Source organism: Crossiella sp. NPDC003009 (assembly GCF_053591555.1).
The window spans coordinates 87,351-109,380 of record NZ_JBSFUA010000004.1 but is presented as its reverse complement, the minus strand read 5'-3'; the positions used below and the strand labels follow the sequence as shown (position 1 = coordinate 109,380).

The following is a 22,030-nucleotide window of genomic DNA, read 5'->3' as shown; positions in this document are numbered from 1 at the left end:
TCTGACTAGCGTCGGCGGCATGCTGAAACACCTCGGAACCGGGTTGCGGGCGACCTGGCGGATGCTGGTCACCGCGCGGGACGCCGACTGGGGACCGCCGGTGACCTGGCTGCCGGGCCCGCGGTGGGTGCGCCGCAAGACCGCGGTGCTGCTGTTCGCGTTGCTGGCCATGGCCAACGGGATCACCTGGTTCAAGGCGTTCAACCCGGTGGCCGGGGTACTGCTCACGCTGGCGCACCTGCTGCCGTGGCTGCTGAGCAACCGGTCGCCGGTGACCGCCTGGCGGCTGGCGATGGGCCTGCTGGTCACGCTGGCGGTGGCGCCGCTACTGGTCGAGTTCCCCAGAATCCTGCCGGGGGTGCCCGCGATCGAGCGGCCGTGGTCCATCGGCGCGCTGGCCCTGGTCCCCGCGGTCTTCGCGGCGGTGGCCCGCGCCCCGCAACGGGACCGGGCGACCGTCGGCGTGCTCACCGTGCTGCTGACCTACCTGGCCGGCGCGCTGCCGTTGTCCGGGGTGCCGGACTCGCCGTTCGCCGTGGTGTTCGCGCTGGGCGCGGTGGTGGTCGGGGTGTCGCGCAGCCGGGAGGACGCGGCCACCTCCGAACTGGCCTGGGTGCGCAGGGACATGGCCGACGAGCAGGCCAAGACCGCGGTGCTGGCCGAGCGCGCCCGGATCGCCAGGGAACTGCACGACATCATCGCGCACCACCTGTCGATGATCGCGGTGCGCACCGACAGCGCGCCCTACCGACTGTCCATTTCGGACGATCGGGTGCGCGAAGAGCTTGTCCAGCTTGGCGATGCGGCCCGGCAGGCGCTGTCCGAGACCCGCGGCCTGTTGGGGGTGCTGCGGGCCGAGGACGCCGAGCCGGAGCTCGCGCCACAGCCGACCCTGGCCGAACTGCCGGAGCTGGTGGCCGAGGCGGAGCGGTCCGGAGTGGCGGTGGCGCTGGCCGTCGAGGGCACGGCGCGGCCCGTGCCCTCGGCGGCCGGGCTGGCCGTGTACCGGGTGACCCAGGAGGCGCTGAGCAACGCCAGGCGGCACGCGCCCGGCGCGGCGGTGCGGGTGGCGCTGCGCTACCTGCCGGGTGAGCTGGAACTGGTGGTGGACAACGATCCCGGGCTGCGGGTGGCCGGGGAGTCCGGGCCGGACAACGGGATCACCGGGATGCGGGAGCGGATCGGCATCGTCGGCGGCGAGTTCCAGGCCGGGCCGCGGCCGGACGGCGGGTATACCGTGCGGGCGAGGATTCCGTTGGCGGACAACACCGAGGGGGCGGCGTGATCCGGGTCTACGTGGTCGACGACCAGGCGATGGTGCGGGAGAGCTTCGCCGGTCTGCTCGGCGCCCAGGACGGTATGACGGTGGTGGGCACCGCGGGCGACGGGATCGAGGCGCTGACCGGCATCGCCGAACTGGACGCGCGCGGGCAGCGGCCGGACGTGGTGCTGATGGACATCCGGATGCCCCGCCTGGACGGCCTGGAGACCACCCGGCGGCTGCTCGACGAAGAGTCCACTTCGGACGGTGCGGCGGAGAACCCGTTGCGGGTGCTGGTGCTGACCACCTTCGACCTGGACGACTACGTGTTCGAGGCGCTGCGGGCCGGCGCCAGCGGCTTTCTGCTCAAAGACGCGCCGGCCGCCGAGCTGGTCAACGCGATCCGGGTGGTCGCGGCCGGGGACGCGCTGCTCGCGCCCGCCGTGACCCGCCGGTTGATCAGCGAGTTCGTCCGCACCCGCCCCGCCCCGGCGGCCCGCCCGGAACGGCTGGAGGTGCTGACCAACCGGGAGACCGAGGTGCTCACCCTGGTCGCCAGGGGCCTGTCCAACACCGAGATCGCGGTGGAGCTGGTGCTCTCCGAGCAGACCGTGAAGACCCACCTCAACCGCATCCTGGCCAAGCTCGCCCTGCGCGACCGCGCCCAGGCGATCGTGCTCGCCTACGAGACCGGGCTGGTCAGCGCCAGGCAGCAGCCAGGGTGATGGCCTGCTGCTGGTTCAGCCGAGGGTCGCACAGGGAGGTGTAGCAGCGGCCGAGGTCGTCGGCCTCCACGCCCGCGCCCAAGCATTCGGTGACCGGGTCGGGGGTGGCTTCCAGATGCAGGCCGCCCGCGACGCCGCCCTGTTCGGGCACGATCCGCAGGAACTGGCTGACCTCGGCGATCAGGTCGGCCAGCAGCCGGGTCTTGACCCCGCCCGCGGCGCTGATCGTGTTGCCGTGCATGGGATCGCTCAGCCACACCACTGGGTGGCCAGCCGCGCGCACCGCGGCCACCAGCGGCGCCAGCTCGGGGGCCCGGCGCACGCCGAAGCGGGCGATCAGGGTCAACCGGCCGGGGGTGCGGTGCGGGTCCAGCACCTCGCACAGCTTGAGCAGGTCGGCGCGCGGGGTGGTCGGGCCGACCTTGCAGGCCACCGGGTTGGCCACCGAGGCGAGCAGGCGCACGTGCGCGCCGTCGGGCTGGCGGGTCCGGTCGCCGATCCACGGCCAGTGCGTGGAGGCCAGGAAGGTCTGGCCCGCGGAGTTCTTGCGCAGCAACGGGAGCTCGTAGTCCAGCACCAGCGCCTCGTGCGAGGTCCACACCGGCTGCCCGAACGGCCTGCGCGCGCCGCGCAGCGCGCCCACCGCGACACTGGCCGCCTCGTAACAGGACACCAGCCGGGCGGAGTCCGGGCGGCGGGCGGCGAGCTCGGCTTCCGGGCCGTTGACCAGGTGGCCGCGGTAGGACGGCAGCTCCAGGTCGCCGCAGCGTTCCGAGGGCTTGGAGCGGGGCTTGGCGAACTGACCGGCGAACCGGCCCACCCGCGCCACCGGCAGCCCGCTGGCCCCGCCGACCACCCCGGCCAGCGCGTCCAGCATGGCCACCTTGCGCGCGATGTGCTCCGGCGTGCACTCCGCCGGGTCCTCCGCGCAGTCGCCTGCCTGCACCACCTTGGCGCTGCCGCCGGCCACCTCGGCCAGCCAGCGGTGCAGCCCGTCCACCTCAGCCCAGTGCACCAGGCCCGGCCGGGCGGCCAGCTCGGCGCGGTGCGCCGCGGCCAGCGTCGGGTCGGTCCAGCTGGGTTGCTGCCGCGCGGGCAACAGCTGCCAGTACGCCAGTTCCTCGTCCGCGAGCGCGTCGCGGACCGCCTCGGTGTGCACCCAGGTCCTCCAGCTCAGGCGATCTGCTCGATGCCCATGGCCAGCAGCAGCGTGCGGAACTTAGCCGCGGTCTCGGCCAGTTCGGCCTCCGGGCTGGAGTCCCCGACGATGCCCGCCCCGGCGAAGAGCCGCAGCGAGTGGTCATCGGCCTCGGCACAGCGGATGGTGACCACCCAGTCGCCGTCGCCGTTGCCGTCGCACCAGCCCACCATGCCGGTGTAGAAGCCGCGGTCGAAGGGTTCCAGCGCACGAATCTTGTCCCTGGCCGCGCCGACCGGCGTGCCGCACACCGCGGGGGTCGGGTGCAGCGCCGCGGCCAGCTCCAGCGCGGAGGTCCGCTCGTCAGCCAGCTCGCCGGTGACCTTGGTGGACAGGTGCCACATGGTCGCGGTGCGCACCAGCTCCGGGGCGGCAGGCACGTCCAGGGTCCGGCAGTACGGGCGCAGCCCGGCGGCCACCGCGTCCACCACCACTGCGTGCTCGTGCCGGTCCTTGGCCGAGACCAGCAGGGCCTCGGCCCGGCGCCGGTCCTCCGCCGGGTCGGCGCTGCGGGCGGCGGACCCGGCGAGGGGGTTGGAGACCACGCTGGCGCCCCGGCGGGAGAGCAGCAGCTCGGGGCTGGCGCCGATGAGGGTGCGGCCGGGCAGGTCGGCGGCGAAGGTGTAGCCGGCGGGGTCCCGGCGGATCAGGTTGTTCAGCAGCGGGCCGAGCTCCACCGTGGTGGGCGCGGTCAGCTCCAGCGAGCGGGCCAGCACCACCTTGTCCAGCTCGCCCGAACGCAGCGGGGTGAGCGCGGCGCGCACCGAGCGCACGTACGCCGCTGGTTCGGGCACCGGGGTGATCTCCCACTCCGGCACGTTCATGCTGAGCTCCGGCAGCCGGAGCTCGGCAGGGAATGCCTCGGCCCGGCGCACTACCTCGGGCACCACCAGGCTGGCCGCCGCGTGGTGGTCGAAGGGCACCGCGCCCACCACCAGCGCGCCGGGTTCCGCCTCGGCGAGCACCGCGGCCACCCGCGCGGGCAGCGCGCCCAGCTCGCCTGGGGCGGCGACGCTGGGCACGGTGGCCGCGACTCCCTCGGCGAGCAGCACGCCGCGGGGGGAGGAGAAGAAGAACGACGATCCGGCGCGGTAGTCCGACAGCAGCTCGACCGGGCTCACGGTGCTGGCGTGCCGCGTGGTCATGCGTCCTCACTTCGTCAACAGCCTGATAAGGGAAGGCTAACCTTCGTTAGTAGAACCTAGTCTGCCGAGCGGCCCCAACTACCACCCGTCCGGGTGACACTGATCACGAGCGCGCAATAGTCGCGTACCCCCTACCTAGTGGGTTCCGGATTGTTCGCCGCTCCGGCACCGCCGGACAGTGACGGCCATGCGCCTGAGCTCGTTCCCGCTGCCCGCCCCCCGTGCCGGTGAAGCCCCCACCGTGCTGGAGAACTTCCCGGCCGCGCTGAACGACGCGATCGAGCGCAGCGGGCTCAGCCTGGACTCGTTGCAACGCAGGCTGGCCCAGCGAGGGGTCCGGGTCAGCCTGTCCACCCTCAGCTACTGGCGGCGCGGCCGCAGCCAGCCCGAGCGGCGGGAGTCGCTGGCCGCGGTCGGCGTGCTGGAGGAGGTGCTCGGGCTGCCCCGGCAGACCCTGCTCGGCCTGCTCGGGCCGCGGCGGCCGCGTGGGCGCTGGCTGAGCCGGACCTTCCCGGTGCGGCCGCTGGACACCCTGTGGGAGGACGCGGCCACGCTGACCGGGCTGCTGGAGACGCTGGGCGCGCCCACCGAGGAGCAGCTGACCTACCTGAGCCTGCAGGAGACGCACACCGTGGACGAGCACGGGATGGACGGGACCAGCACGGTGCGCGCGGTGATCAGGGCCGAGGTGGACGGGGTGGACCGGTGCGCGGTGACCTACCTCGGCGAGGGCGCGGCCCCGGTGGTGGCGCCCCGGCGGTCCTGCCGCCTCGGCCGCAACCGGGTCGGGCCGGACGGCCAACTGGTGGTCACCGAGCTGATCCTGGACCGGATGCTGCGCACCGGGGACACCGCGGTGCTGGAGTACGAGGTGGTCTGGCCCGCCGGGCAGGCCTCGGCGAGCAGGCTGCACCGGTTCCGGCGGCCGGTGCGGGAGTACGTGGCCCAGGTGGAGTTCCACCGGGACGCGGTGCCCAGCCGGTGCTTCCAGACCTATCGGCACGGGCTGTGGTCTGCCGAGGTGGGGCGGCAGGACGTGTGGATCGGTGCCTTCCGCACCGCGCACGTGGTCGCACTGGACGTGCCGGCCGGAATTGTCGGGCTGCGCTGGGAATGGAACTGACGCACTTCGGTCCGCCCACCAGATAAATGGCGGACGGACCGAAGTGAAATTTCACTTACCGACGTACATGAGCTTGTTCGGCGAACCGGAACCCGGGTTCTTCACCACGTTCGGCGTGGACTTGTCCAGCAGCGCCTTGGTCACCTCGGCCGGGCTGGCGTTCTTGTTCGCGCCCAGCACCAGCGCCGCCCCGCCGGCCACGTGCGGGCTGGCCATCGAGGTGCCGCTCATGCCCGCGGTGCCGGTGTCCGAGCGGTGCGAGGCCGAGGTGATGCTCTCCCCCGGCGCGAAGATGTCCACGCAGCGGCCGTAGTTGGAGAAGCCCGCGCGGCTGTCCGAGCGGCCGGTGGCCCCGACCGTGATGGCCTCCGGCACCCTGGCCGGGCTGGTCCCGCAGGCATCGGTGGAACTGTTGCCCGCGGCCACCACGTAGGTGAACCCGGCCTTGACCGAGGCCTTGAGCGCCTCGTCGCCCATGCCCACGTTGTCCATGCCCAGGCTCATGTTCACCACGCCGGGGCGCACGCCGTTCTTGGTCACCCACTCCATCGCGCTGACCGCGGCCGAGTCCGGCGCGGTGCCGTCGCAGCCCAGCGCGCGCAGTGCGACGACCTTGGCCTCCTTGGCGATGCCGTAGGTCTTGCCCGCGATGGTGCCCGCCACGTGCGTGCCGTGGCCGTTGCAGTCGTTGCCGTTCTGGCCGTCGTTGAGGAAGTCCGCGCCGATGCTGGCCCGGCCGCCGAACTCGCTGTGCGACCTGCGGATGCCGCTGTCGATCACGTACGCGGTCACGCCCGCGCCGGTGCCGACCGGGTTGTACTTGGTGTCCAGCGGCAGCTTCCGCTGGTCGGAGCGGTCCAGGCCCCAGGTGGCGTTGTCCTGGGCAATCCGCGCGGTGCCGTCCTGGTAGACCTTGCGCACCGCCGGGTCCGCGGCCAGCCGCCTGGCCTGGCGCTCGGTCAGGTTCCGCAGGTGGAAGCCGCGCAGGGTGGCGGTGTAGGCCTCCTGCAACACCCCGCCGTAGCGGGTGGCCAGCGCGTCCGAGGCGGTGGCCCCGTCCTTCAGCACCACGATGTAGCTGCCCGGCACCGGCGCCGACGCGCCCACCACCTCGGCCTCGGCGAATGCTGGCGGAGCTCCCATTCCCGCGGCGGCGCTCAACGCCACCGCGGTGAGACAGACAACGACCGTCGACTTTCGCATGTGCTCAGCCTTCCGATTGCAGGGAAATCGTCGGTGGCCACCGATTCGCAGGGTAAGCGGAAACAATGGCTTCACAGCCGTTTCAGTTTCCTTCGGCCGGTACTCACTGAAAACCCGTCGACCGGAGGGACGCACGAGCGCGCCGGACCAGCGAAGATAGCCATTGGTTCACACACCTGGGGAGCATGCGATGGCGAGGGACAACGGCCTGCGCACCAGCTCACCGGTGCTCGTCGGCCGGCACCGCGAGCTGGGCATCCTGGCCGAGGCGGTGGCCAGGCCGCCCGCGCTGGTGCTGGTCGAGGGCGAGGCGGGCATCGGCAAGACCCGGCTGCTCGGCGAACTGCTGGCCACCAGCCGGATCCCGGTGCTGCTCGGACACTGCCAGCCGCTGCGCGAGCCCTTCCCGTACGGCCCGGTGCTGGAGGCCCTCGGCGCGCTGGGCAACCGGGTCGGGGCCGGGCTCAACCCGGTCACCGGGGTGCTGCGACCGCTGCTGCCGGAGATCGCGCACCGGCTGCCGCCGCAGCCCGAACCGCTGGGCGATCCCGCCGGTGAGCGGCACCGGCTCTTCCGCGCGGTGCGCGAGCTGCTGATCGCGGCCGGGCCCACCCTGCTGGTGCTGGAGGACCTGCACTGGGGCGATGACAGCAGCCGGGACCTGTTGCGGTTCCTGGTGGCCAGCCCGCCGCCGGAGCTGTCCCTGGTGGTCACCTACCGCCGCGAGGACCTGGGCGGCGCCCTGCTCGGCAGCGCGTTCCGGCCGGCGCACGGGGTCAGCGCCGCGGTTCTCCGGCTGGCCCCGCTGGACGTGGCCGGGGTGCACGAGCTGGCCAGCGCAATCCTTGGCACCCCACTGCCCGCGGCCGGGTTCGCCGCCCGGCTGCACGAGCGCACCGCGGGCATCCCGTTCGTGGTGGAGGAGGCCCTGCACGCGCTGCGGGACACCGCAGGCGAGGTGCGCACCGCGACCGCGCGCCGCCTGCTGGACCACCTGCGGGTGCCGGTGCTGCTGCGCGAGGCCACCACCGAGCGGCTGGCCGCGCTGGACCCGCTGGCCGCCCGGATCGTGCGCGCCGCCGCCGTGCTCGGCGTGCCCGCCGAGGAGGACCTGCTGGCCACGGTGGCCGGGATGACGCCGGCCGAGGTGGGCACCGCGCTGGTGCAGGCGTTGGCCGGGGTGGTGCTGCACGAGCTGCCCGGCCGCCGCTACGGCTTCCGGCACGCGCTGGCCCAGGAGGCCGTCTACGACACCATTCCGGGCCCGGACCGGCGGCAGCTGCACGCCCGCGCGGCCACCCAGCTGGCCGCGGCCGAGCCCACCCCGTGGGTGCAGCTGGCCAGGCACAGCAAGGAGTCCGGTGACCGGGCGGGCTGGCGGCGGCACTGCGAGGCGGCCGCGGACCACGCCGCCGCGGTGGGCGAGGCCGGGCTGGCCACCGAGCTGTACCAGCAGCTGGTCGAGCTGCCCGAGCTGTCCACCGCGGACATGGACCGGCTGGCCGGCAAGCTCGGCGCCGCCGCGGTGCGCGGGGTGGAGCAGCTGGACGTGACCGCCGTGCTGCGCCGGGTGCTCGACGACCCGCGCCTGTCCCCCGCCGCCCGCGGCGCCACCCGGATGAACCTGGGCCTCCTGCTGGTCCGCGAGGCCGGTGGCCTTGAAGAGGGCCGCCGGGACATCGCGATGGCCATCGAGGAGGTGGGCGTGCGCTCCGCGCTGGGCGCCAAGGCGATGTCCGTGCTGGCCCAGCCCTTCCGCGGCACGGTGGCGGTGCGGGAGAACCTGCGCTGGATGGCGAAAGTTCAAGAAGTCATCGAGACTGGGTCAACTCTCGACCCCGCGAGCGGGTCTTCGGCCACCGACCCGGACCTGACCCTCAACCTGCTGGCCAACCAGCTCGGCTCCCGGGTCCTGCTCGGCGACGCCGGGGTCCGGCCGGACCTGGAGCGGCTGCCCCGGCAGGCCGCCACCGAGGCCGGGAAGCAGCACCTGACCAGGGCTTACTGCAACCTCGGCGACTCGTTCGCGACCACCGGCCACTACCGGGAGGCCCGCGCCTGGCTGGACCCAGGGCTGCGGATGGCCACCGAGGTCAACCTGCCGTTCATCGTCAGCGTCGGCCGGGCCACCGCGGCCAGGCTGGACTTCTCCACCGGCCGCTGGGACGGCCTGGCCGAGCGCTGCGCCCGGCTGCTGGAGGACTACCGCGACCTGCGCCCGGTGGCCACCGAGCTGTCCCTGGTGCTCGGCCAGCTCGCGGTGGCCCGCGGCGAGTGGCCGGAGGCCGAGGCGCACCTGGGCGCCACCGGGCTGGACACCCCGGAGGACGCGTTCACGCCGGTGATCATGGTCGCGGCCGCCGCCTACACCCAGATGCAGCTGTCCAGGGCCGAGCACGAGGCCGCGCTGGCGCACGCCGAGCTCGGCCTGTCCATCGTGCGCCGCAAAGGTGTCTGGCTCTGGGCCGCCGAACTTCTGCCGGTCGCTCTGCAGGCCAGGATCCACACCGGCCAGCTGCCGGCGGCCGCGGAACTGCTGGCCACCTTCACCGCCGAGACCGAGGGCAAGGCCGCGCCGCTGGCCGCCGCGGCCGCGCTGGCCGGGCAGGGCCTGCTGCTGGGCGCCCGCGGCCGGTTGTCCGCAGGGGCCGAGGCGCTCAACGCCGCCGCGGCCGCCTACGCCGAGCTGCCCAATCCCTACCTGGCCGCGCAGGCCAGGCAGGAGGCCGCCCGGCTGCGGCTGGTCGCCGGGGAGCCCGCGGTGGACGAGCTGACCGAGGCCGCCGCGGTGTTCGACCGGCTCGGCGCGGCCCGGGACGCCGCCAGCTGCCGCCGTCACCTGCGCGAACACGGCCTGACCGCGCCGGCGCCTGCCGCGCAGGCCCGGCGGGGCAGGCGGGGCTACGGGCCCGAGCTGTCGCCGAGGGAGCGGGATGTGGCCCGGCTGCTGACCCACGGACGGACCAACCGGGAGATCGCCGAGGTGCTCTTCCTGTCCCCGCGCACGGTCGAGCAGCACGTGGCCAAGGTGCTCCGCAAGCTCGGGCTGGCCTCGCGGACCGATCTGGTCGATCTTCCGAGTTAGCTCGATCGTGCAGCCAAACGGTCCGTCCAAACGGGCGACCTGGGCTGACCACTTCCGGACTGCCAGCGTTTGCCCACGCCTTGATCAGCCGCAACCGCTACCAGGCAAGATCGCGCCGGACCGGCGCTGCGGCCGGTCAAGCGCTCGCGAGTCACCCTGTGTCACAGGACAGGGTTCATGATTACGTGATTCAGGTGAGACGGCGCAGCTTCATTTGAGCTTTTGTCAACGCACTGGCGGGGGTTGCGACACAGCGTCCAGACTGGCTATGGGGCGGCAGGTCGATCACCACCGGGGCCCGGTGGTCGACCAATTCGGGGTGCCCGTCAGCCCGATTGCCGCAGCGCGCACCGGGAGGAAGGATGTCAACAGTTCAAAATTCAACACCCGATGAGGTTCGCTTAACGTCAGGAGACTTCGGGGGAATGCTCCTGCGGCACCGGCGAGCCAACGGCCTGACCCAGGAAGATCTGGCGATGTGCTCGGGGTTGAGCGTACGAACGATCAGTGATCTGGAGAGGGGGAGAGCGAGGGGACCGCAACAGCGCACCGTAGGGGCACTGGCTGCGACGTTGCGGTTGGCCGGCGACGAACTGAGGGAGTTCGAGCGGGCCGCCAGGGCAGGACGCTTCCGGTTGAGCCGTCATGGGGACCGGCCGACCGTACTGCCGGCGCACGGCACTTCTGGGGTAGCACGTGCCGCGTTCGGCAGCCTGGAACTACCAAAGATCACCGAGGAGCTGACCGGCCGCAGCGCCGATCTGGACTGGCTGCGAGCCATGGCGAGGGCGTCACGCGCGTCCGCGCCGAGGACCGTGGTGCTCTCCGGACCTACCGGAGTCGGCACCACCGCATTGGCCGTCACCTTGGCCAAGCAGTTGACCAGGGACTTCCCTGGTGGTCAGTTCTTCGTCAACCTCCGGGCCAACAGCGATCGCCCGCTGCACCCGGGGGCGGCCATGGGGATGCTGCTCGGCGCACTCGGTGTGCCGAGGGACGGGATTCCCACCGAGCTGGAGGCGCGGGCGCGCCTCTACCGCTCGCTGTTGCACGGCAGGCGGGCGCTGATCGTGCTGGACAACGCGGTCAGCGAAGCGCAGGTCCAGCCACTGCTCCCGGTCAGCTCCACCTGCCTGGTGATGATCACCAGCAGGCAGCCGCTGACCGGACTCACCGCGGTGCAGCGCCTGCAGGTCGAACCGCTGGCCGAACACGAGGCGATGGCCGTGCTGGGCCGCGCCGTGGGACCGCACCGGGCAACGGCCCAGCAGGAGCAGCTTCGCCACCTCGCCCGCCTGTGCGGGCGACTGCCCCTGGCACTGCGGTTGGTCGGCGGCATGCTGGCCGCACATCCCCAACTGCCCGCCGTCGAGCTGAGCAAGCGGCTGCTCGAGGTGGGCAGGCGGATCGCACCGACCGTGCGCGGCAGCGTGCAGGTGCACGCGGCACTCGCCGTGGCATATCGGTTGCTGCGACCCGCCGCCCAGCTGGCGTTGCGCAGGCTGGCCCTCTCCCCGGAGAGCCGGTACTGCGCGGAGATGACCAGCGTGCTCACCGAGGGCACCTCCACCGAAGCCACCGCGCTGCTCAACGAGCTCGCGGTGAGTGGGCTGATCACCCCGATCGGCGACTCGGAGAACTACACCTGTCACGAGGTGGTGCGGGCCTTCGCCGAGGACCGGCTGCGGGAGGAAAGTGACCCCGTCGCCCGGTTCGCCGCGGAGAACCGGCTGCTGGACTGGCTGATCCACACCGCGATCAGCATCAGCAGCGTCTACGAACAGCCCAAGCCGACCACGGTCTCCGGGCGGTTCGCCGCCAGGGAACTGCGCCCCTCCCCCGAGGAGCAGGTCAGCGGGCCGGACCTCGCCTCGGTGCCGCAGGAGGGTCACGCCCTCCGGCTGCTCCGCCAGGCGCTGGTGCTGGCGAGGCGACTCGGTGACAAGCGCAAGGAAGGCTACGTGCTGCTCTACCTGGGCACCGCCAACGAGCGGTTGCAGCGACACCAGGAAGGGGTCGACCACTACCTGCGGTCGGCCGCGGTGTTCCGGGAGATCGGCAGCCGGATGGGAGAGGCGGCGGCGCTGGGCAACATCGCGCACGCGGCGGCTCCCGCCCAGCGCTACGCCTCGTCGTAGCGGCTGGCCGGGTTGTAGCGGTTAGCTGAGCAGGAGAAGGGGCGTTCCCGTCGGGCGATGACGGGAACGCCCCTTTTTTTCTCTTGGGTGGCTGGGCGGGGCCACCGGTGGAGATGGTCTAGCTGTGCACCTTCGGGCGGGCGGTGAACACCCTGGCCGAACCGAGCCCGGTGGTGCCGTGCAGCTCAAGGCCCTGACTGCGGGCGGCGCCGGAGATCTCGGCCCAGGAGTTGTCCGGCGCGAAGGTGCCGTCCTTCTGGCTCATCTGGTGGTAGTACTGCGAGAGCTTGTGGCCGTCGGTGGTCAGCGTGCTGACCGCGATCTGGCCCTCGTCAGCGACCACCCGGCGCAGCTCGCCGAAGACCGCGGGCTTGTCGTGGAAGCAGTGGATGCCGAACATCGACACCGCCCCGGCCATCGCACCGTCGGCGATCGGCAGCGCGCACGCGTCCGCGCGGATCACCAGGTGCTTCTTCGCGCCCACCGCCTCCAGCTTGGCCGCCAGCTGCTTGAGCAGGTGCCAGGACAGGTCGGCGAAGATCCACGGGCCGCGGTCGCGGTACCCGGCGGCCTGCTTGATCAGCGGGCCGTTGCCTGCCGGGATCTCCAGGATCGGGCCGTCCGGCAGACCGGCGATGCGGTCGGCCATCTCCCGGTAGTAGCGCTTGACGTCCAGGCCGAGCAGCCAGGAGTCCAGCCGCTGCCTGGTCGGGCTGCTCATCAGCCAGCCGTAGAGCTTGGCGTTGAGCCCCTCGTACGGTTTGTCACCGGCAGAGATAGGACCAGAAGAATTAGCGACGAGATCGAGAACACCATCGACAAATGGGGCTTTGTGCCCACAGGAATCGCAGTCCAAGCCTCGAGAAGCCATCGTCAGGGCCGCGTTCGAGCAGGCCGGGCACCGCAGCAGCGGCACCAGTCCGGCCAGCACATCCCGATCAATGGAGACACCCGTCATGACAACCTTCCCGTTGTGATCACATACACCGGGATCCTGGCGCGCCGGTGTTGAACCCAGTAGCATTCAAGCGAAATCCGCGCGGTTTATCAACACGCATGAAGTTCCCAGGAGGGGTTGTGGGTCAAGAATTCACCGAAGCCACGGACCGGGCAATCTCGATTTTGCGGGACAACCGGTACGTGACGCTGGCCACGGTGGACCCCGCCGGGCCGTGGGCGGCCGCGCTGGCCTTCGCGCCCGCCGCGCCCAACTACCTCTACTTCGCCTCCCAGAACGACTCCCGGCACGGCCTGGCCATCGCCGGCGACCCCAGGGTGGCCGGCGTGATCTACAACTCCACGATCACCTCCGACGAGGCCGACGGGGTCCAGTTCAGCGGCACCGCGACCGCCGTGGAAGACGATGACCAGCAGCTTCTGCTCTTCCTCAAGCGCACGGGCGACCTGCTGATCGACCCGCTGGAGGAGGAGTTCGCCTTCTTCAAGCAGGCCGAGGGGCTCACCCTGTACCGGATCACCGTGGACGCGGCCTTCGTGCTCGACCAGAAGCGGTACATCGAGGAAGCGGTGGACGCGCGCGAGGAGGTCAACGTGGCCCGGCTGTTCGCCGAGACCGAGGCCCGCTATGCCGGCTGAGACGGGCACACTCCGTGTTCGAACCAGTAAGAAAATTGATGTCGATCCGGCAGAATGGGCAAAACTAACTCTGCCGGAACCACCCCGGTCCGCGGCTTACCTTGACTTGCTGACCGGGATGGAGATCGACGGGGACCTCCGATTCTTCACCGCCGAACGCGATGGCCATCCGGTGGCCGCCGCGTTCGGCGCGTTCCTGCGTCACCCAGTGTGGCGCAATATCAAAATCCCGTTGTTCCTCGCCGGTTCCCCGGCCAACCTCGGCTGCGGTTTCCTCTTCCGCGACGAAACCGTGGTGGATGAGGCGCTGCCGCTGCTGGCCGAGGCGATGACCGCGGAGGCCAAGGCACTGGGCGCCAAGGTCCTGCTGATGCGCGACTTCTGGTCGCCCGGCCCGGAGGCGGAGTTCGCACCCAGGTTCGCCGGGCTCGGTTTCCGCCGGGTGGCCCAGTTCCCGGACGCGGTGCTGGACGTGCCGTGGACCGATGTGGACGGCTGGCTGGCCGACCTGCCGACCAAGGCGCGCAAGACCGCCAAGCGAGACGCGCGCCGGGTGGAGGCGGCCGGCTTCCGGTTCGAGACCCACCGCGGCCGCCCCAGCCCGAAGCTGGCCGCGGACATGGAACGCCTGTGGCTGAACCTGTACCACAAGTACCAGGACCCCGATCAGATCCTGCTGCCCGGCGAGTACTTCCGCGAGGTCCCGGCGCTGGAGGAGAGCGTGCTGCTGCTCACCTGGCACGGTGAGCAGCTGGCCTGCTTCGACATGCTCTCCGAACGCGGCCACCTGCTGGAGTCCACCTACAGCGGCGCCGACTACGAGCTGATCGGCAGCACCCCGGTGCACCGGTTCATGGGCCACCAGATCATCCGGCACGCCATCGAGGGCGGCTTCACCCTGATCGACTTCGGCCTGTCCAACGAGGCCGCGAAGATCAAGATGGGCTGTCACCTGCGGGTGGCCTGGGCCTACAGCAAACCGCTGTCCCCCTTCGCCAAGCTGATCCGCCTGGACAAGCTGGTCTTCCCGGACCAGGACCCGATCGCGGAGCTGCAGAAGGAGATGGCCAAGCAGCAGCAGTCCGACGAGGACTGATCCGCACCGGCACGGCAGAAGAGGCGGTCCCCACCCGGGACCGCCTCTTCTCGTTGCCCTGACTCAGAAGTTGTACTTTTCCTTCAGCTCGGCGAGCGTGCTGAGGAAGTACTCCAGCTGCTCGTCGGTGTGGTCGTTGTTGATGATCAGGCGCATGACCGCCTGGTTGCGCTTGACCGCGGGGAACATGAACATCGGGATGAGGAAGCCCTTCTCCACGAAGGCCTCCTTCACCAGGTCCGCGGTCTCGTCCTTGCCGACCAGCACCGAGGTGATGTAGCTGGGCGTCTCGAACGGCGGCGCGCCGATCTCGGTCAGCCGGGCGCGGAAGCGCTCCACCCTGGCCAGGTAGTTGTCCACAATGGACGGATCGGCGTCCAGCATGTTGATCAGGTGGCCCACGGTGGCCGCGGTGGGCGGCTGCATGGCCGCGGTGAACATCGAGGTGCCCGAGGTGATCTCGAAGGCGTTGATGGCATCCGCCGGTCCGGCGATCGCCCCGCCCTCGATGCCGATGGCCTTGGAGAAGGACATCATGATGAAGGTGGCCCGCCGCATCGCGGCGAACTCCTCGTGGAACGGGCGGTTCTCGGTGCCGTAGAGCATGAAGCCGTTGGCGTCGTCGACGAAGCTGAGCGCGCCGTACTTCTCGCAGATGTCGATCAGCTGGCCCATCGGCGCGATGCTGCCGTCGGCGGAGTACACGCTCTCGATGACCACGACGACCTTGGGCGAGTCGATGCGCTTGAGCACCTTCTCCAGGTCCTCCGGCGAGTTGTGCCGGAAGGTGTGCAGCCGCTTGCCGTGCTCCAGGTGCTCGGCCGCCTTGAGCAGGCTCCAGTGCGCGTGCCGGTCCATGACGATGACGGAGTCGGTGTTGTCGCACTTGAGGCCGTCACCGAAGTCGAAATACTTCGTCATCGCATTGAGGAATCCGAAGTTCGCGAGCAGCCCGGTGGCGAAAGAAATGGTGCGTTCCTTGCCGGTGACCCGGCAGACCGCCTGCTCCATCTCCAGGTGCGGGCGGCTGATCCCCTGGGTCATGCGGGACCCGCCGGTGGTCAGCCCGTGTTCCTTCGACGCATTGATGAAGTAATCGCGGATATCGGGCCGCTGGTGCAGGTTGAGGAAGTTGATGCTCGCGAAGTTCACCAGCTCCCGGCCGTTCTGGACGATGGTCGGGCCGACCACGCCGTCCACCACGGGCGGATCGACCTTCGCATTGACGGACTCGGCCACGGCAAGAAGATCGGCGAAGGGCCAATTAGCGGTCGGCGCGAGGGCTGTCGTCATGTTTTTCTACTCCTGCGCATAGAGCCGGGACTCTGCTGGGTTGTGTGTCAATCAGTAACCCAGACCGGCGAGCCGCAGACCACGAAGAAATACAGCTGACCGATTATGTGGCTAAAACTGCCGGTTGGTTCCTCCGGTAGCCGCCACACTTTTTCCACTTGACGCTGCCACCAGCGCTTTTGCCCGGACCCGCCGACCGCGGCCGGGGTGGCCGGTGTGGCGGGTCTGTCCGGAATCTAGCCGCCAACGGCGCGCTGGACTAGGCCGATCGTGCGAACCGGCGACAAAGACTTTGCATCGCCTGGACCCCTGCCACAGGCGCGGTAGAGCGGGTAGTTTCCGCCGTCATGAGGTGGTTCGCCCTGATCGGGCCGTGTGTCGCGGCCGTGCTGACCTGCTCCGCCGCCGTTCCCGCCGCGGCGGCGACCGCCGAGGTGACCTCGGCCACGAAACTGCACTGGGAACTCCAGCCCAGTGGCACCGACGCCCGCTTCCGCGGCCTGGCCGCGGTGAACCGGGAGGTGGCCTGGCTGGGTGGCAGCAAGGGCACCGTGCTGCGCACCGTGGACGGTGGGCGCAGCTGGCAGGACGTGAGCCCGCCCGGCGCGGCCGAGCTCCAGTTCCGCGACATCGAGGCATTCGACGCGCGCACCGCGGTGGCGCTGACCATCGGCGAGGGCGAGCAGTCCCGGATCTACCGGACCAGCGACGGCGGCCGGAGCTGGACCGAGTCCTTCCGCAACACCGACCCCAAGGCCTTCTACGACTGCGTCGGCTTCTTCGACCGGCGGCACGGCCTGGCCATGAGCGACCCGGTGGACGGCAAGGTCCGGGTGCTCTCCACCGAGGACGGCGGCCGCAGCTGGCGCGTGCTGCCCAGCGCGGGCATGCCGGACGCGCTGCCCGGTGAGGCCGGGTTCGCCGCCAGCGGCCAGTGCCTGGTCACCTCGGGCCCCCGCGACGCCTGGATCGCCACCGGCGGCGGCGCCAAGGCCAGGGTCTTCCACACCAGCGACCGCGGCCGCACCTGGTCGGTCAGCGACACCCCGCTGGCCAGCAAGCCCACCGCGGGCGTGTTCGCGCTGGCCTTCCGCGACCGGCGCACCGGCATCGCCATCGGCGGCGACTTCGAGAACCCGAACACGGCCAAGGACGCGCTGGCCCGCACCGGCGATGGTGGCCGCGGCTGGCAGGTCCCACCGCAGGCCCCGGCCGGCTACCGGTCCGGCGCGACCTGGCTGCCGCACTCGCTGGTCGGCGTGCTCGCGGTCGGGCCCTCCGGCAGCGACCTGAGCCTGGACGGCGGGCGGCACTGGCGGCAGTTCGACGCGGGCAGCTTCGACACCGTGGACTGCACGCCGGACCTGTCCTGCTGGGCCGCCGGGGAGAAAGGCAGGGTCGCGAGGTTGCGGCTGGGCTGAGCGGCTGTCAGTGTCCGGGGAGTGGTGGAGTCCTCTCAGCAGCCGGTGACAGCAACATCACACCCGGTTCATCCGCTGGTGAGCCCGGTGCCCACCGAGCGGCGGGAGATTCACCACCCCCGGTCTGGCATGGTGAGAACGTGGCCACTGAGGAACCCGGCGGGTGCCCGCGCCTGCACGGCGCGGAGTTCGACGCCAACCCGTACCCGGCCTATGACTGGCTGCGCCGGCACTCGCCGGTGCACCGGATCGACCTGCCCGGCGGGGCATGGGCCTGGCTGGTGACCCGGTACGAGGACGCCCTGGAGGCGCTGGGCCATCCGAAGCTGCACAAGAGCCCGGCCAAGGCGAACGTGGTGTGGCAGCGCTCCGGCATGGGCCTGCCCTTCGACCACCGCCCGACCCTGGCCCGCAACATGCTCAACTCGGACCCGCCGGACCACGCCCGCCAGCGCCAGGCGGTCAGCGCGCTGTTCAGCGCCCAGCGGATGGAACGGCTGCGCGAGCGCTGCCGCAGGCTGACCGAGCAGGCGCTGCGCGAGTTCTCCCTCAACGGCAAGGCGGACCTGATCGCCGAGCTGGCCTACCCGCTGCCGGTGACCATCATCTGCGACCTGCTCGGCATGCCGCAGGAGGACCGCGCCAACTACCACCGCTGGGCCGCGGTGATCGACTCCTCCGAGGTCGCCGCGATCGACGAGGTCTGGGGTGTCACCGACTCGCTGGAGCGCTATGTGCACGGCCTGGTCGCGCTGAAGCGCGAGCAGCCGGCCGACGACCTGGTGACCGCGCTGGTCGGCCTGCAGGACAAGAAGATCCTCAGCGCCGACGAGGTCAGCTCGATGGTCTTCCTGCTGATGATCGCCGGCCACGAGACCACGGTCGCCCTGATCGGCAACGGCCTACTCACCCTGCTCCGCCAGCCCAAGTACGCCGAGCTCGCCCGCACCGACCCGAGCACCCTCGGCCCGATCATCGAGGAGGTGCTGCGCTACGCGGGCCCGGTGCGCAACGCCACCTGGCGCTTCGCCATCGAGCCGGTCACCATCGGCGGCCAGCTCGTGCAGACCGGCGAACCGGTGCTGGTCTCGCTGCTGGCGGCCAACCACGACCCCGAGGTCTTCGACTCCCCGGCCGAGTTCGACCCATACCGCCGCGGCAGCCACCACATCGCCTTCGGCCACGGCCCGCACGTGTGCGTCGGCCAGGCGATGTCCAGGGTGCTGGGCGAGGTCGCGATCAGCACGGTGCTGCGCTACCTGCCGGACCTGCGCCTGGCGGTGCCGGTGGAGGAGCTGCGCTGGTGGCCGAGCGCGATCATGCGCGGGGTATACGAGCTTCCAGTGGAATTCACGCCCCGGAAGATTTGATTTCTCTAGATGTCCCGATACGCCTTTCGGGTGGACCGGAACTGATCTGGACGCATTCTCGTCCTAACCGCCGATAACTCTTCCTGTAGGCGATTTGCCAGGGGACGGGGGAAAATTCGGTGGGGGTTCCACGCGGCACGAAGGTGTCGATCGATTTTGGCGGGGGCGGCCGGTTCGTAGTGGCCGTCGGCGAGCTGGACGGGCTGATCAGCGGCTTGACCGAGGCCAGAGACGCGATCGAGAAGATCGACGCCGACGTCAAGCGGAGCCGGGAGGCGGCGATCCCGCCCAGCAAGGATCCCTATAGTCCCGAGGGTATCCAGAAGATCATTGAACGCACCATCGAATCGGGACCGGGCACGCACACTACCGCGAACAAGGCATACCGGGACGCGGTGCAGCTGGTGATCGAAAAATTGCTCGCGGCAAAACGGCAGTATGCCGGTACCGAGGGCGTCAACCGGTCCACCGTCGAGGGCAAGGGATGAACGTGATCGGCAAACGTCTCCGCCGGCTCGCCGCGGCGGGCTGCTGCACCGCACTCGTGCTCACCGGATGCGCGGCCGAACCAGGTGTCCCGACCGCCGCCACCCCCACCAGCAGCGCGAGCCAGCACGGTGCGCCGCCACTGGCCCAGCCCGAGCTCGACACCGCGCCGTTCGTGCCCGATCCCTGCCGCCTGCTCAGCCCACCGCAGCTCGCCCAACTCGGCATCACCGTCACCGGCAAGCAAGAGGACAGCCCGCTCGGCAAAGCCTGCCGCTGGACCGCGACCGATACCCCAGCCAAGATCAATTTCGCGCTGGACGTCAACACCCAGCTCGGCGGCCTGGACCAGCTCTACGAGCGGAAGAGCTCCTTCCCGGTGTGGCAACCGCTGGAGATCTCCGGCTACCCAGCGGTGGTCGCCGACGACGCGGACAAGCAGTTCGGCCAGTGCCGCACGAACGTGGCGGTGTCCAACACCGTGCTCATCGCCGTTGGCCTGCACCTCAAGAGCGGTACGGACAAGCCAGCGGACTACACCGACCCCTGCCCACGCGGGGTCAAGATCCTCGAACAGGTCATCACCACGCTGAAGGGCGGACGCTGATGCCAGTACCGGTGGCCCTTCTCCTCGGCGGCGGGCTGGCCGCGGCCAGCCTGATCACCTTCGACACTCCGCGCCCGGAGGGACATTCCGGTGACCGGATCTACCGGTGGTTCCACGACGAAGCCAAGACGCCGTCGGCAGGGCTGGTCCCGATCGAACGGATCTGGCTCGACGCGGCGAGGGAGTACGGGCTCGTCCGGGACCGGATCGAGGACGTGATCACGGCCTCGCGCGGCGTCTGGCAGGGTGAGGCGGCTGAGGCCGCGCGGCGGCAGCTCAGTCCGCTGGCCGGTTACGCCGACACCGCGCGGACCATGGCCGAGGGCACCGCGAAGGCCGTCGCCCAGCAGACCATCGACTGGTACGGCTGCAAGAACCGGCTCGAGCCGGTGCCTGCCGAGCCCCCGCAGGACAACCTGCTGAACAAGATCCAGCCCTACACCACCGACCTGGACCGGCAGATCGAGCAGTTCCGCGCGGGCACCGCGGACAACCAGCTGGTGCTCGCCGGGTACGGCGAACGCAAGAACGACAACGTCACCAAGTTGCCGAACTGGACCACTCCGCAGGAGGCGGGTGGGGACGTGTCGGTGGTCCGGCCCGGTGGTGGCGGCCGCGACGGTGGCCGCGGCAGGCCCGGCGGCGGGCGGACCGGTGGCGGGTACGGCCGGGGTGTTGACGGCCCCGGTGGCGGGACCGGTCCTGGCTCTGGTGGCGGGACCGGTCCTGGCCCCGTGGCGCCGGGCGGTGACCGCACTGATCCGGCCGGTTGGGTTGCGCCGCAAGGAGGTCCGGCCGGCGCCGGGGCTGGTGGCGGGGCCGGGCTCGGCGGCGGCGAGGCTGGCTTGGGGGCAGGCGGGACCGGCTCCGGGCCGGGCGGGAGCGGGGCTGGGCTGGGCGGGAGCGGGGCTGGGTTCGGGTCGGCCGGGGTTGGCCGGAGTTTCGGGCCGGGCGGGAGCGGGCCGGGTACGCCTGGCGCGGGCAGGCCCGGTGGGGCGGGCGGAGTCGGGCGGGCCGGCGGCCCGGGGGCCGGTCCGGCCGGGACCAGCGCGGCTCGCCCCGGCGCTTCGGCGCTGCACGGCCTGCCGCTGGCGGCCGGTGCGCCTCGCGAGGAGGACCAGGAGCACGAGCGGCCCACGTACCTGCTGGAGACCGAGGACCTCTTCGGGGACACCCGGTCGGCCGCACCGCCGGTGATCGGCGAGCCGTGAAAAAAAGACCCACTCACCGCCTGGGGGTCGCGGTGAGTGGGTCTGCGTGCGGGTCGGTCAGACGACCGTGACCTGCACGTCGATGTTGCCACGGGTGGCGTTGGAGTAGGGGCAGACCTGGTGCGCCTGGGCCACGAGGTCCTCCGCGACTGCCCTTTCGACCCCCGGAACGGTGACCGCGAGGGCCACGGTCAGCTGGAAGCCGCCGTTGCCGTTCGGGCCGATGCCGACCTTGGCGTTGACCGAGGAGCCGTCGACCGGGGTCTTGTTGTTGCGGGCCACCAGCTGCAGGGCGCCGTTGAAGCAGGCGGCGTAGCCCGCGGCGAACAGCTGCTCCGGGTTGGTGCCTTCGCCGCCCGCGCCGCCGAGCTCCTTCGGCACGGCAAGGCTCTCGTCCAGCACGCCGTCGGAGGAGACGATCTCGCCGCCCCGGCCGCTGCCGGTCGCGGTGGCTTCCGCGGTGTAGAGCACGCTCATCACTGGCCTTCTTTCTCTCGTACTGCTGTCATCGAGTCGTTCAGCCGCCGCAGCCGCGTGTGCAGCTCGGTCAGCTCGTCAAGGGGCAGTCCCATGCCGCAGGTGAGTCGTGCTGGGATGTCGCGCGCCCTCGCCCGGAGGTCGCTGCCCTGCCCGGTCGGCTCGACGAGGACACTGCGCTCGTCCTCGGCACTGCGCCGCCGCTGGAGCAGGCCCGCCGACTCCATCCGCTTGAGCAGCGGGGAGAGCGTGCCGGAGTCCAGGTGCAGCTGTTCGCCCAGCTCCTTCACCGAGACCGGGCCGCGTTCCCAGAGCACCAGCAGCACCAGGTACTGCGGGTAGGTCAGGCCCAGTTCGTCCAGCATCGGCCGGTACCTCGCGGTGACCGCCCGCGAGGCGGCGTACAGCGAGAAGCACAGCTGGGAGTCCAGCGCCAGCGGATCCTGTCCGGCCATCTCGTCCCACCTCGCTCCGTGTCGTTCTGACGGCAACAGTAACGCACAATTGAGTTGTGCACAACCTAATTGGTAAATCGGTGTCGCCCGCTCCCCCCGCGGGCTAGCTTGATCCGCAGCACCCGGCCCGGCCATCTGAG

The 22,030-nt window shown here is 71.1% G+C and carries 19 protein-coding genes and 1 pseudogene; 13 read left to right on the top strand and 7 right to left on the bottom strand.

The window, feature by feature from the left end; all coding sequences use genetic code 11:
• The first annotated feature begins 19 nt into the window (after positions 1–19).
• Together ACWDY5_RS06505 and ACWDY5_RS06500 are read left to right on the top strand one after the other, a co-directional pair.
• On the top strand, positions 20–1,285 hold the full coding sequence (locus tag ACWDY5_RS06505) for a sensor histidine kinase (protein ID WP_449721263.1): 1,266 nt from the start codon (positions 20–22) through the stop codon (positions 1,283–1,285).
• A complete protein-coding gene (locus tag ACWDY5_RS06500) occupies positions 1,282–1,986 on the top strand; it encodes a response regulator (protein WP_449721262.1) in 705 nt (234 codons plus the stop codon). Before ACWDY5_RS06505 ends, ACWDY5_RS06500 begins: the two co-directional genes overlap by 4 nt.
• Here the strand turns inward: ACWDY5_RS06500 and ACWDY5_RS06495 are convergent.
• Complete coding sequence (locus ACWDY5_RS06495) at positions 1,961–3,145, bottom strand: 3-deoxy-7-phosphoheptulonate synthase (RefSeq protein ID WP_449721261.1); 1,185 nt, start codon at positions 3,143–3,145, stop codon at positions 1,961–1,963. The two genes, ACWDY5_RS06500 and ACWDY5_RS06495, sit on opposite strands and share 26 nt — an antisense overlap.
• A gap of 14 nt (positions 3,146–3,159) precedes the next feature.
• Positions 3,160–4,329, bottom strand: coding sequence for an isochorismate synthase DhbC (gene dhbC, locus ACWDY5_RS06490; protein ID WP_449721260.1), 1,170 nt, complete (start codon positions 4,327–4,329; stop codon positions 3,160–3,162).
• Between the two features lie 187 nt (positions 4,330–4,516).
• Here dhbC and ACWDY5_RS06485 point away from each other — a divergent pair, with 187 nt between their 5' ends.
• Positions 4,517–5,452 carry an XRE family transcriptional regulator gene (locus ACWDY5_RS06485; RefSeq protein WP_449721259.1) on the top strand — a complete coding sequence of 312 codons (936 nt, stop codon included), beginning with the start codon at positions 4,517–4,519 and terminating at the stop codon, positions 5,450–5,452.
• A 51-nt stretch (positions 5,453–5,503) separates the two neighbouring features.
• Here ACWDY5_RS06485 and ACWDY5_RS06480 read toward each other — a convergent pair whose 3' ends face one another.
• Entirely contained in the window at positions 5,504–6,655 is a 1,152-nt protein-coding gene (locus ACWDY5_RS06480) for a S8 family serine peptidase (RefSeq protein ID WP_449721258.1), read from the bottom strand.
• A gap of 190 nt (positions 6,656–6,845) precedes the next feature.
• Between ACWDY5_RS06480 and ACWDY5_RS06475 the strand changes: the two genes are divergently transcribed.
• The 3 genes and pseudogenes from ACWDY5_RS06475 (at position 6,846) to ACWDY5_RS06465 (ending at position 11,878) form a co-directional block, all read left to right on the top strand.
• Positions 6,846–9,740: a helix-turn-helix transcriptional regulator gene (locus ACWDY5_RS06475; protein ID WP_449721257.1), complete on the top strand. Its 2,895-nt coding sequence runs from the start codon at positions 6,846–6,848 to the stop codon at positions 9,738–9,740.
• A 362-nt stretch (positions 9,741–10,102) separates the two neighbouring features.
• Positions 10,103–10,333: pseudogene (locus ACWDY5_RS06470) on the top strand (helix-turn-helix domain-containing protein); the annotation flags it as partial.
• A gap of 186 nt (positions 10,334–10,519) precedes the next feature.
• Positions 10,520–11,878, top strand: coding sequence for an NB-ARC domain-containing protein (locus tag ACWDY5_RS06465; protein ID WP_449721455.1), 1,359 nt, complete (start codon positions 10,520–10,522; stop codon positions 11,876–11,878).
• A 118-nt stretch (positions 11,879–11,996) separates the two neighbouring features.
• Here the strand turns inward: ACWDY5_RS06465 and ACWDY5_RS06460 are convergent, their stop codons facing one another.
• Positions 11,997–12,599: a class I SAM-dependent methyltransferase gene (locus ACWDY5_RS06460; RefSeq protein WP_252484173.1), complete on the bottom strand. Its 603-nt coding sequence runs from the start codon at positions 12,597–12,599 to the stop codon at positions 11,997–11,999.
• A gap of 356 nt (positions 12,600–12,955) precedes the next feature.
• Here ACWDY5_RS06460 and ACWDY5_RS06455 point away from each other — a divergent pair, with 356 nt between their 5' ends.
• Together ACWDY5_RS06455 and ACWDY5_RS06450 are read left to right on the top strand one after the other, a co-directional pair.
• A complete protein-coding gene (locus ACWDY5_RS06455; RefSeq protein WP_449721256.1) occupies positions 12,956–13,474 on the top strand; it encodes a pyridoxamine 5'-phosphate oxidase family protein in 519 nt (172 codons plus the stop codon).
• Between the two features lie 118 nt (positions 13,475–13,592).
• Positions 13,593–14,570 (top strand): GNAT family N-acetyltransferase, encoded by a 978-nt coding sequence (locus ACWDY5_RS06450; RefSeq protein WP_449721255.1) that lies wholly within the window; start codon positions 13,593–13,595, stop codon positions 14,568–14,570.
• A gap of 63 nt (positions 14,571–14,633) precedes the next feature.
• Here ACWDY5_RS06450 and ACWDY5_RS06445 read toward each other — a convergent pair whose 3' ends face one another.
• Positions 14,634–15,863 carry an aminotransferase class I/II-fold pyridoxal phosphate-dependent enzyme gene (locus ACWDY5_RS06445; RefSeq protein WP_252484176.1) on the bottom strand — a complete coding sequence of 410 codons (1,230 nt, stop codon included), beginning with the start codon at positions 15,861–15,863 and terminating at the stop codon, positions 14,634–14,636.
• A 347-nt stretch (positions 15,864–16,210) separates the two neighbouring features.
• On the opposite strand from ACWDY5_RS06445, the gene ACWDY5_RS06440 reads away from it, so the two are divergent.
• The 5 genes from ACWDY5_RS06440 (at position 16,211) to ACWDY5_RS06420 (ending at position 20,958) form a co-directional block, all read left to right on the top strand.
• Positions 16,211–17,284, top strand: a complete 1,074-nt coding sequence (locus tag ACWDY5_RS06440) for a WD40/YVTN/BNR-like repeat-containing protein (protein WP_449721254.1) — start codon at positions 16,211–16,213, stop codon at positions 17,282–17,284.
• A 140-nt stretch (positions 17,285–17,424) separates the two neighbouring features.
• Positions 17,425–18,654, top strand: coding sequence for a cytochrome P450 family protein (locus ACWDY5_RS06435; RefSeq protein ID WP_449721253.1), 1,230 nt, complete (start codon positions 17,425–17,427; stop codon positions 18,652–18,654).
• Between the two features lie 119 nt (positions 18,655–18,773).
• Positions 18,774–19,142 carry a hypothetical protein gene (locus tag ACWDY5_RS06430; RefSeq protein WP_449721252.1) on the top strand — a complete coding sequence of 123 codons (369 nt, stop codon included), beginning with the start codon at positions 18,774–18,776 and terminating at the stop codon, positions 19,140–19,142.
• Between the two features lie 2 nt (positions 19,143–19,144).
• Positions 19,145–19,747 carry a DUF3558 domain-containing protein gene (locus tag ACWDY5_RS06425; RefSeq protein ID WP_449721251.1) on the top strand — a complete coding sequence of 201 codons (603 nt, stop codon included), beginning with the start codon at positions 19,145–19,147 and terminating at the stop codon, positions 19,745–19,747.
• Entirely contained in the window at positions 19,747–20,958 is a 1,212-nt protein-coding gene (locus tag ACWDY5_RS06420) for a hypothetical protein (protein ID WP_449721250.1), read from the top strand. Before ACWDY5_RS06425 ends, ACWDY5_RS06420 begins: the two co-directional genes overlap by 1 nt.
• A gap of 57 nt (positions 20,959–21,015) precedes the next feature.
• Here ACWDY5_RS06420 and ACWDY5_RS06415 read toward each other — a convergent pair whose 3' ends face one another.
• A complete protein-coding gene (locus ACWDY5_RS06415; protein ID WP_252484182.1) occupies positions 21,016–21,435 on the bottom strand; it encodes an organic hydroperoxide resistance protein in 420 nt (139 codons plus the stop codon).
• The gene (locus tag ACWDY5_RS06410; RefSeq protein ID WP_449721249.1) at positions 21,435–21,890 is read right to left on the bottom strand and encodes a MarR family winged helix-turn-helix transcriptional regulator; all 456 of its coding nucleotides are present in this window, start codon (positions 21,888–21,890) and stop codon (positions 21,435–21,437) included. The genes ACWDY5_RS06415 and ACWDY5_RS06410 overlap by 1 nt, the downstream gene beginning before the upstream one ends.
• Between the last annotated feature and the right edge of the window lie 140 nt (positions 21,891–22,030).

Bases quoted from the DNA above. Each gene is read 5' to 3' on its own strand.
- ACWDY5_RS06505 (WP_449721263.1), top strand. From the start codon at position 20: ATGCTGAAACACCTCGGAACCGGGTTGCGGGCGACCTGGCGGATGCTG.
- dhbC (WP_449721260.1), bottom strand. From the start codon at position 4,329: ATGACCACGCGGCACGCCAGCACCGTGAGCCCGGTCGAGCTGCTGTCG.
- ACWDY5_RS06485 (WP_449721259.1), top strand. From the start codon at position 4,517: ATGCGCCTGAGCTCGTTCCCGCTGCCCGCCCCCCGTGCCGGTGAAGCC.
- ACWDY5_RS06480 (WP_449721258.1), bottom strand. From the start codon at position 6,655: ATGCGAAAGTCGACGGTCGTTGTCTGTCTCACCGCGGTGGCGTTGAGC.
- ACWDY5_RS06475 (WP_449721257.1), top strand. From the start codon at position 6,846: ATGGCGAGGGACAACGGCCTGCGCACCAGCTCACCGGTGCTCGTCGGC.
- ACWDY5_RS06465 (WP_449721455.1), top strand. From the start codon at position 10,520: ATGGCGAGGGCGTCACGCGCGTCCGCGCCGAGGACCGTGGTGCTCTCC.
- ACWDY5_RS06460 (WP_252484173.1), bottom strand. From the start codon at position 12,599: ATGAGCAGCCCGACCAGGCAGCGGCTGGACTCCTGGCTGCTCGGCCTG.
- ACWDY5_RS06450 (WP_449721255.1), top strand. From the start codon at position 13,593: ATGGAGATCGACGGGGACCTCCGATTCTTCACCGCCGAACGCGATGGC.
- ACWDY5_RS06445 (WP_252484176.1), bottom strand. From the start codon at position 15,863: ATGACGACAGCCCTCGCGCCGACCGCTAATTGGCCCTTCGCCGATCTT.
- ACWDY5_RS06440 (WP_449721254.1), top strand. From the start codon at position 16,211: ATGAGGTGGTTCGCCCTGATCGGGCCGTGTGTCGCGGCCGTGCTGACC.
- ACWDY5_RS06420 (WP_449721250.1), top strand. From the start codon at position 19,747: ATGCCAGTACCGGTGGCCCTTCTCCTCGGCGGCGGGCTGGCCGCGGCC.
- ACWDY5_RS06415 (WP_252484182.1), bottom strand. From the start codon at position 21,435: ATGAGCGTGCTCTACACCGCGGAAGCCACCGCGACCGGCAGCGGCCGG.
- ACWDY5_RS06410 (WP_449721249.1), bottom strand. From the start codon at position 21,890: ATGGCCGGACAGGATCCGCTGGCGCTGGACTCCCAGCTGTGCTTCTCG.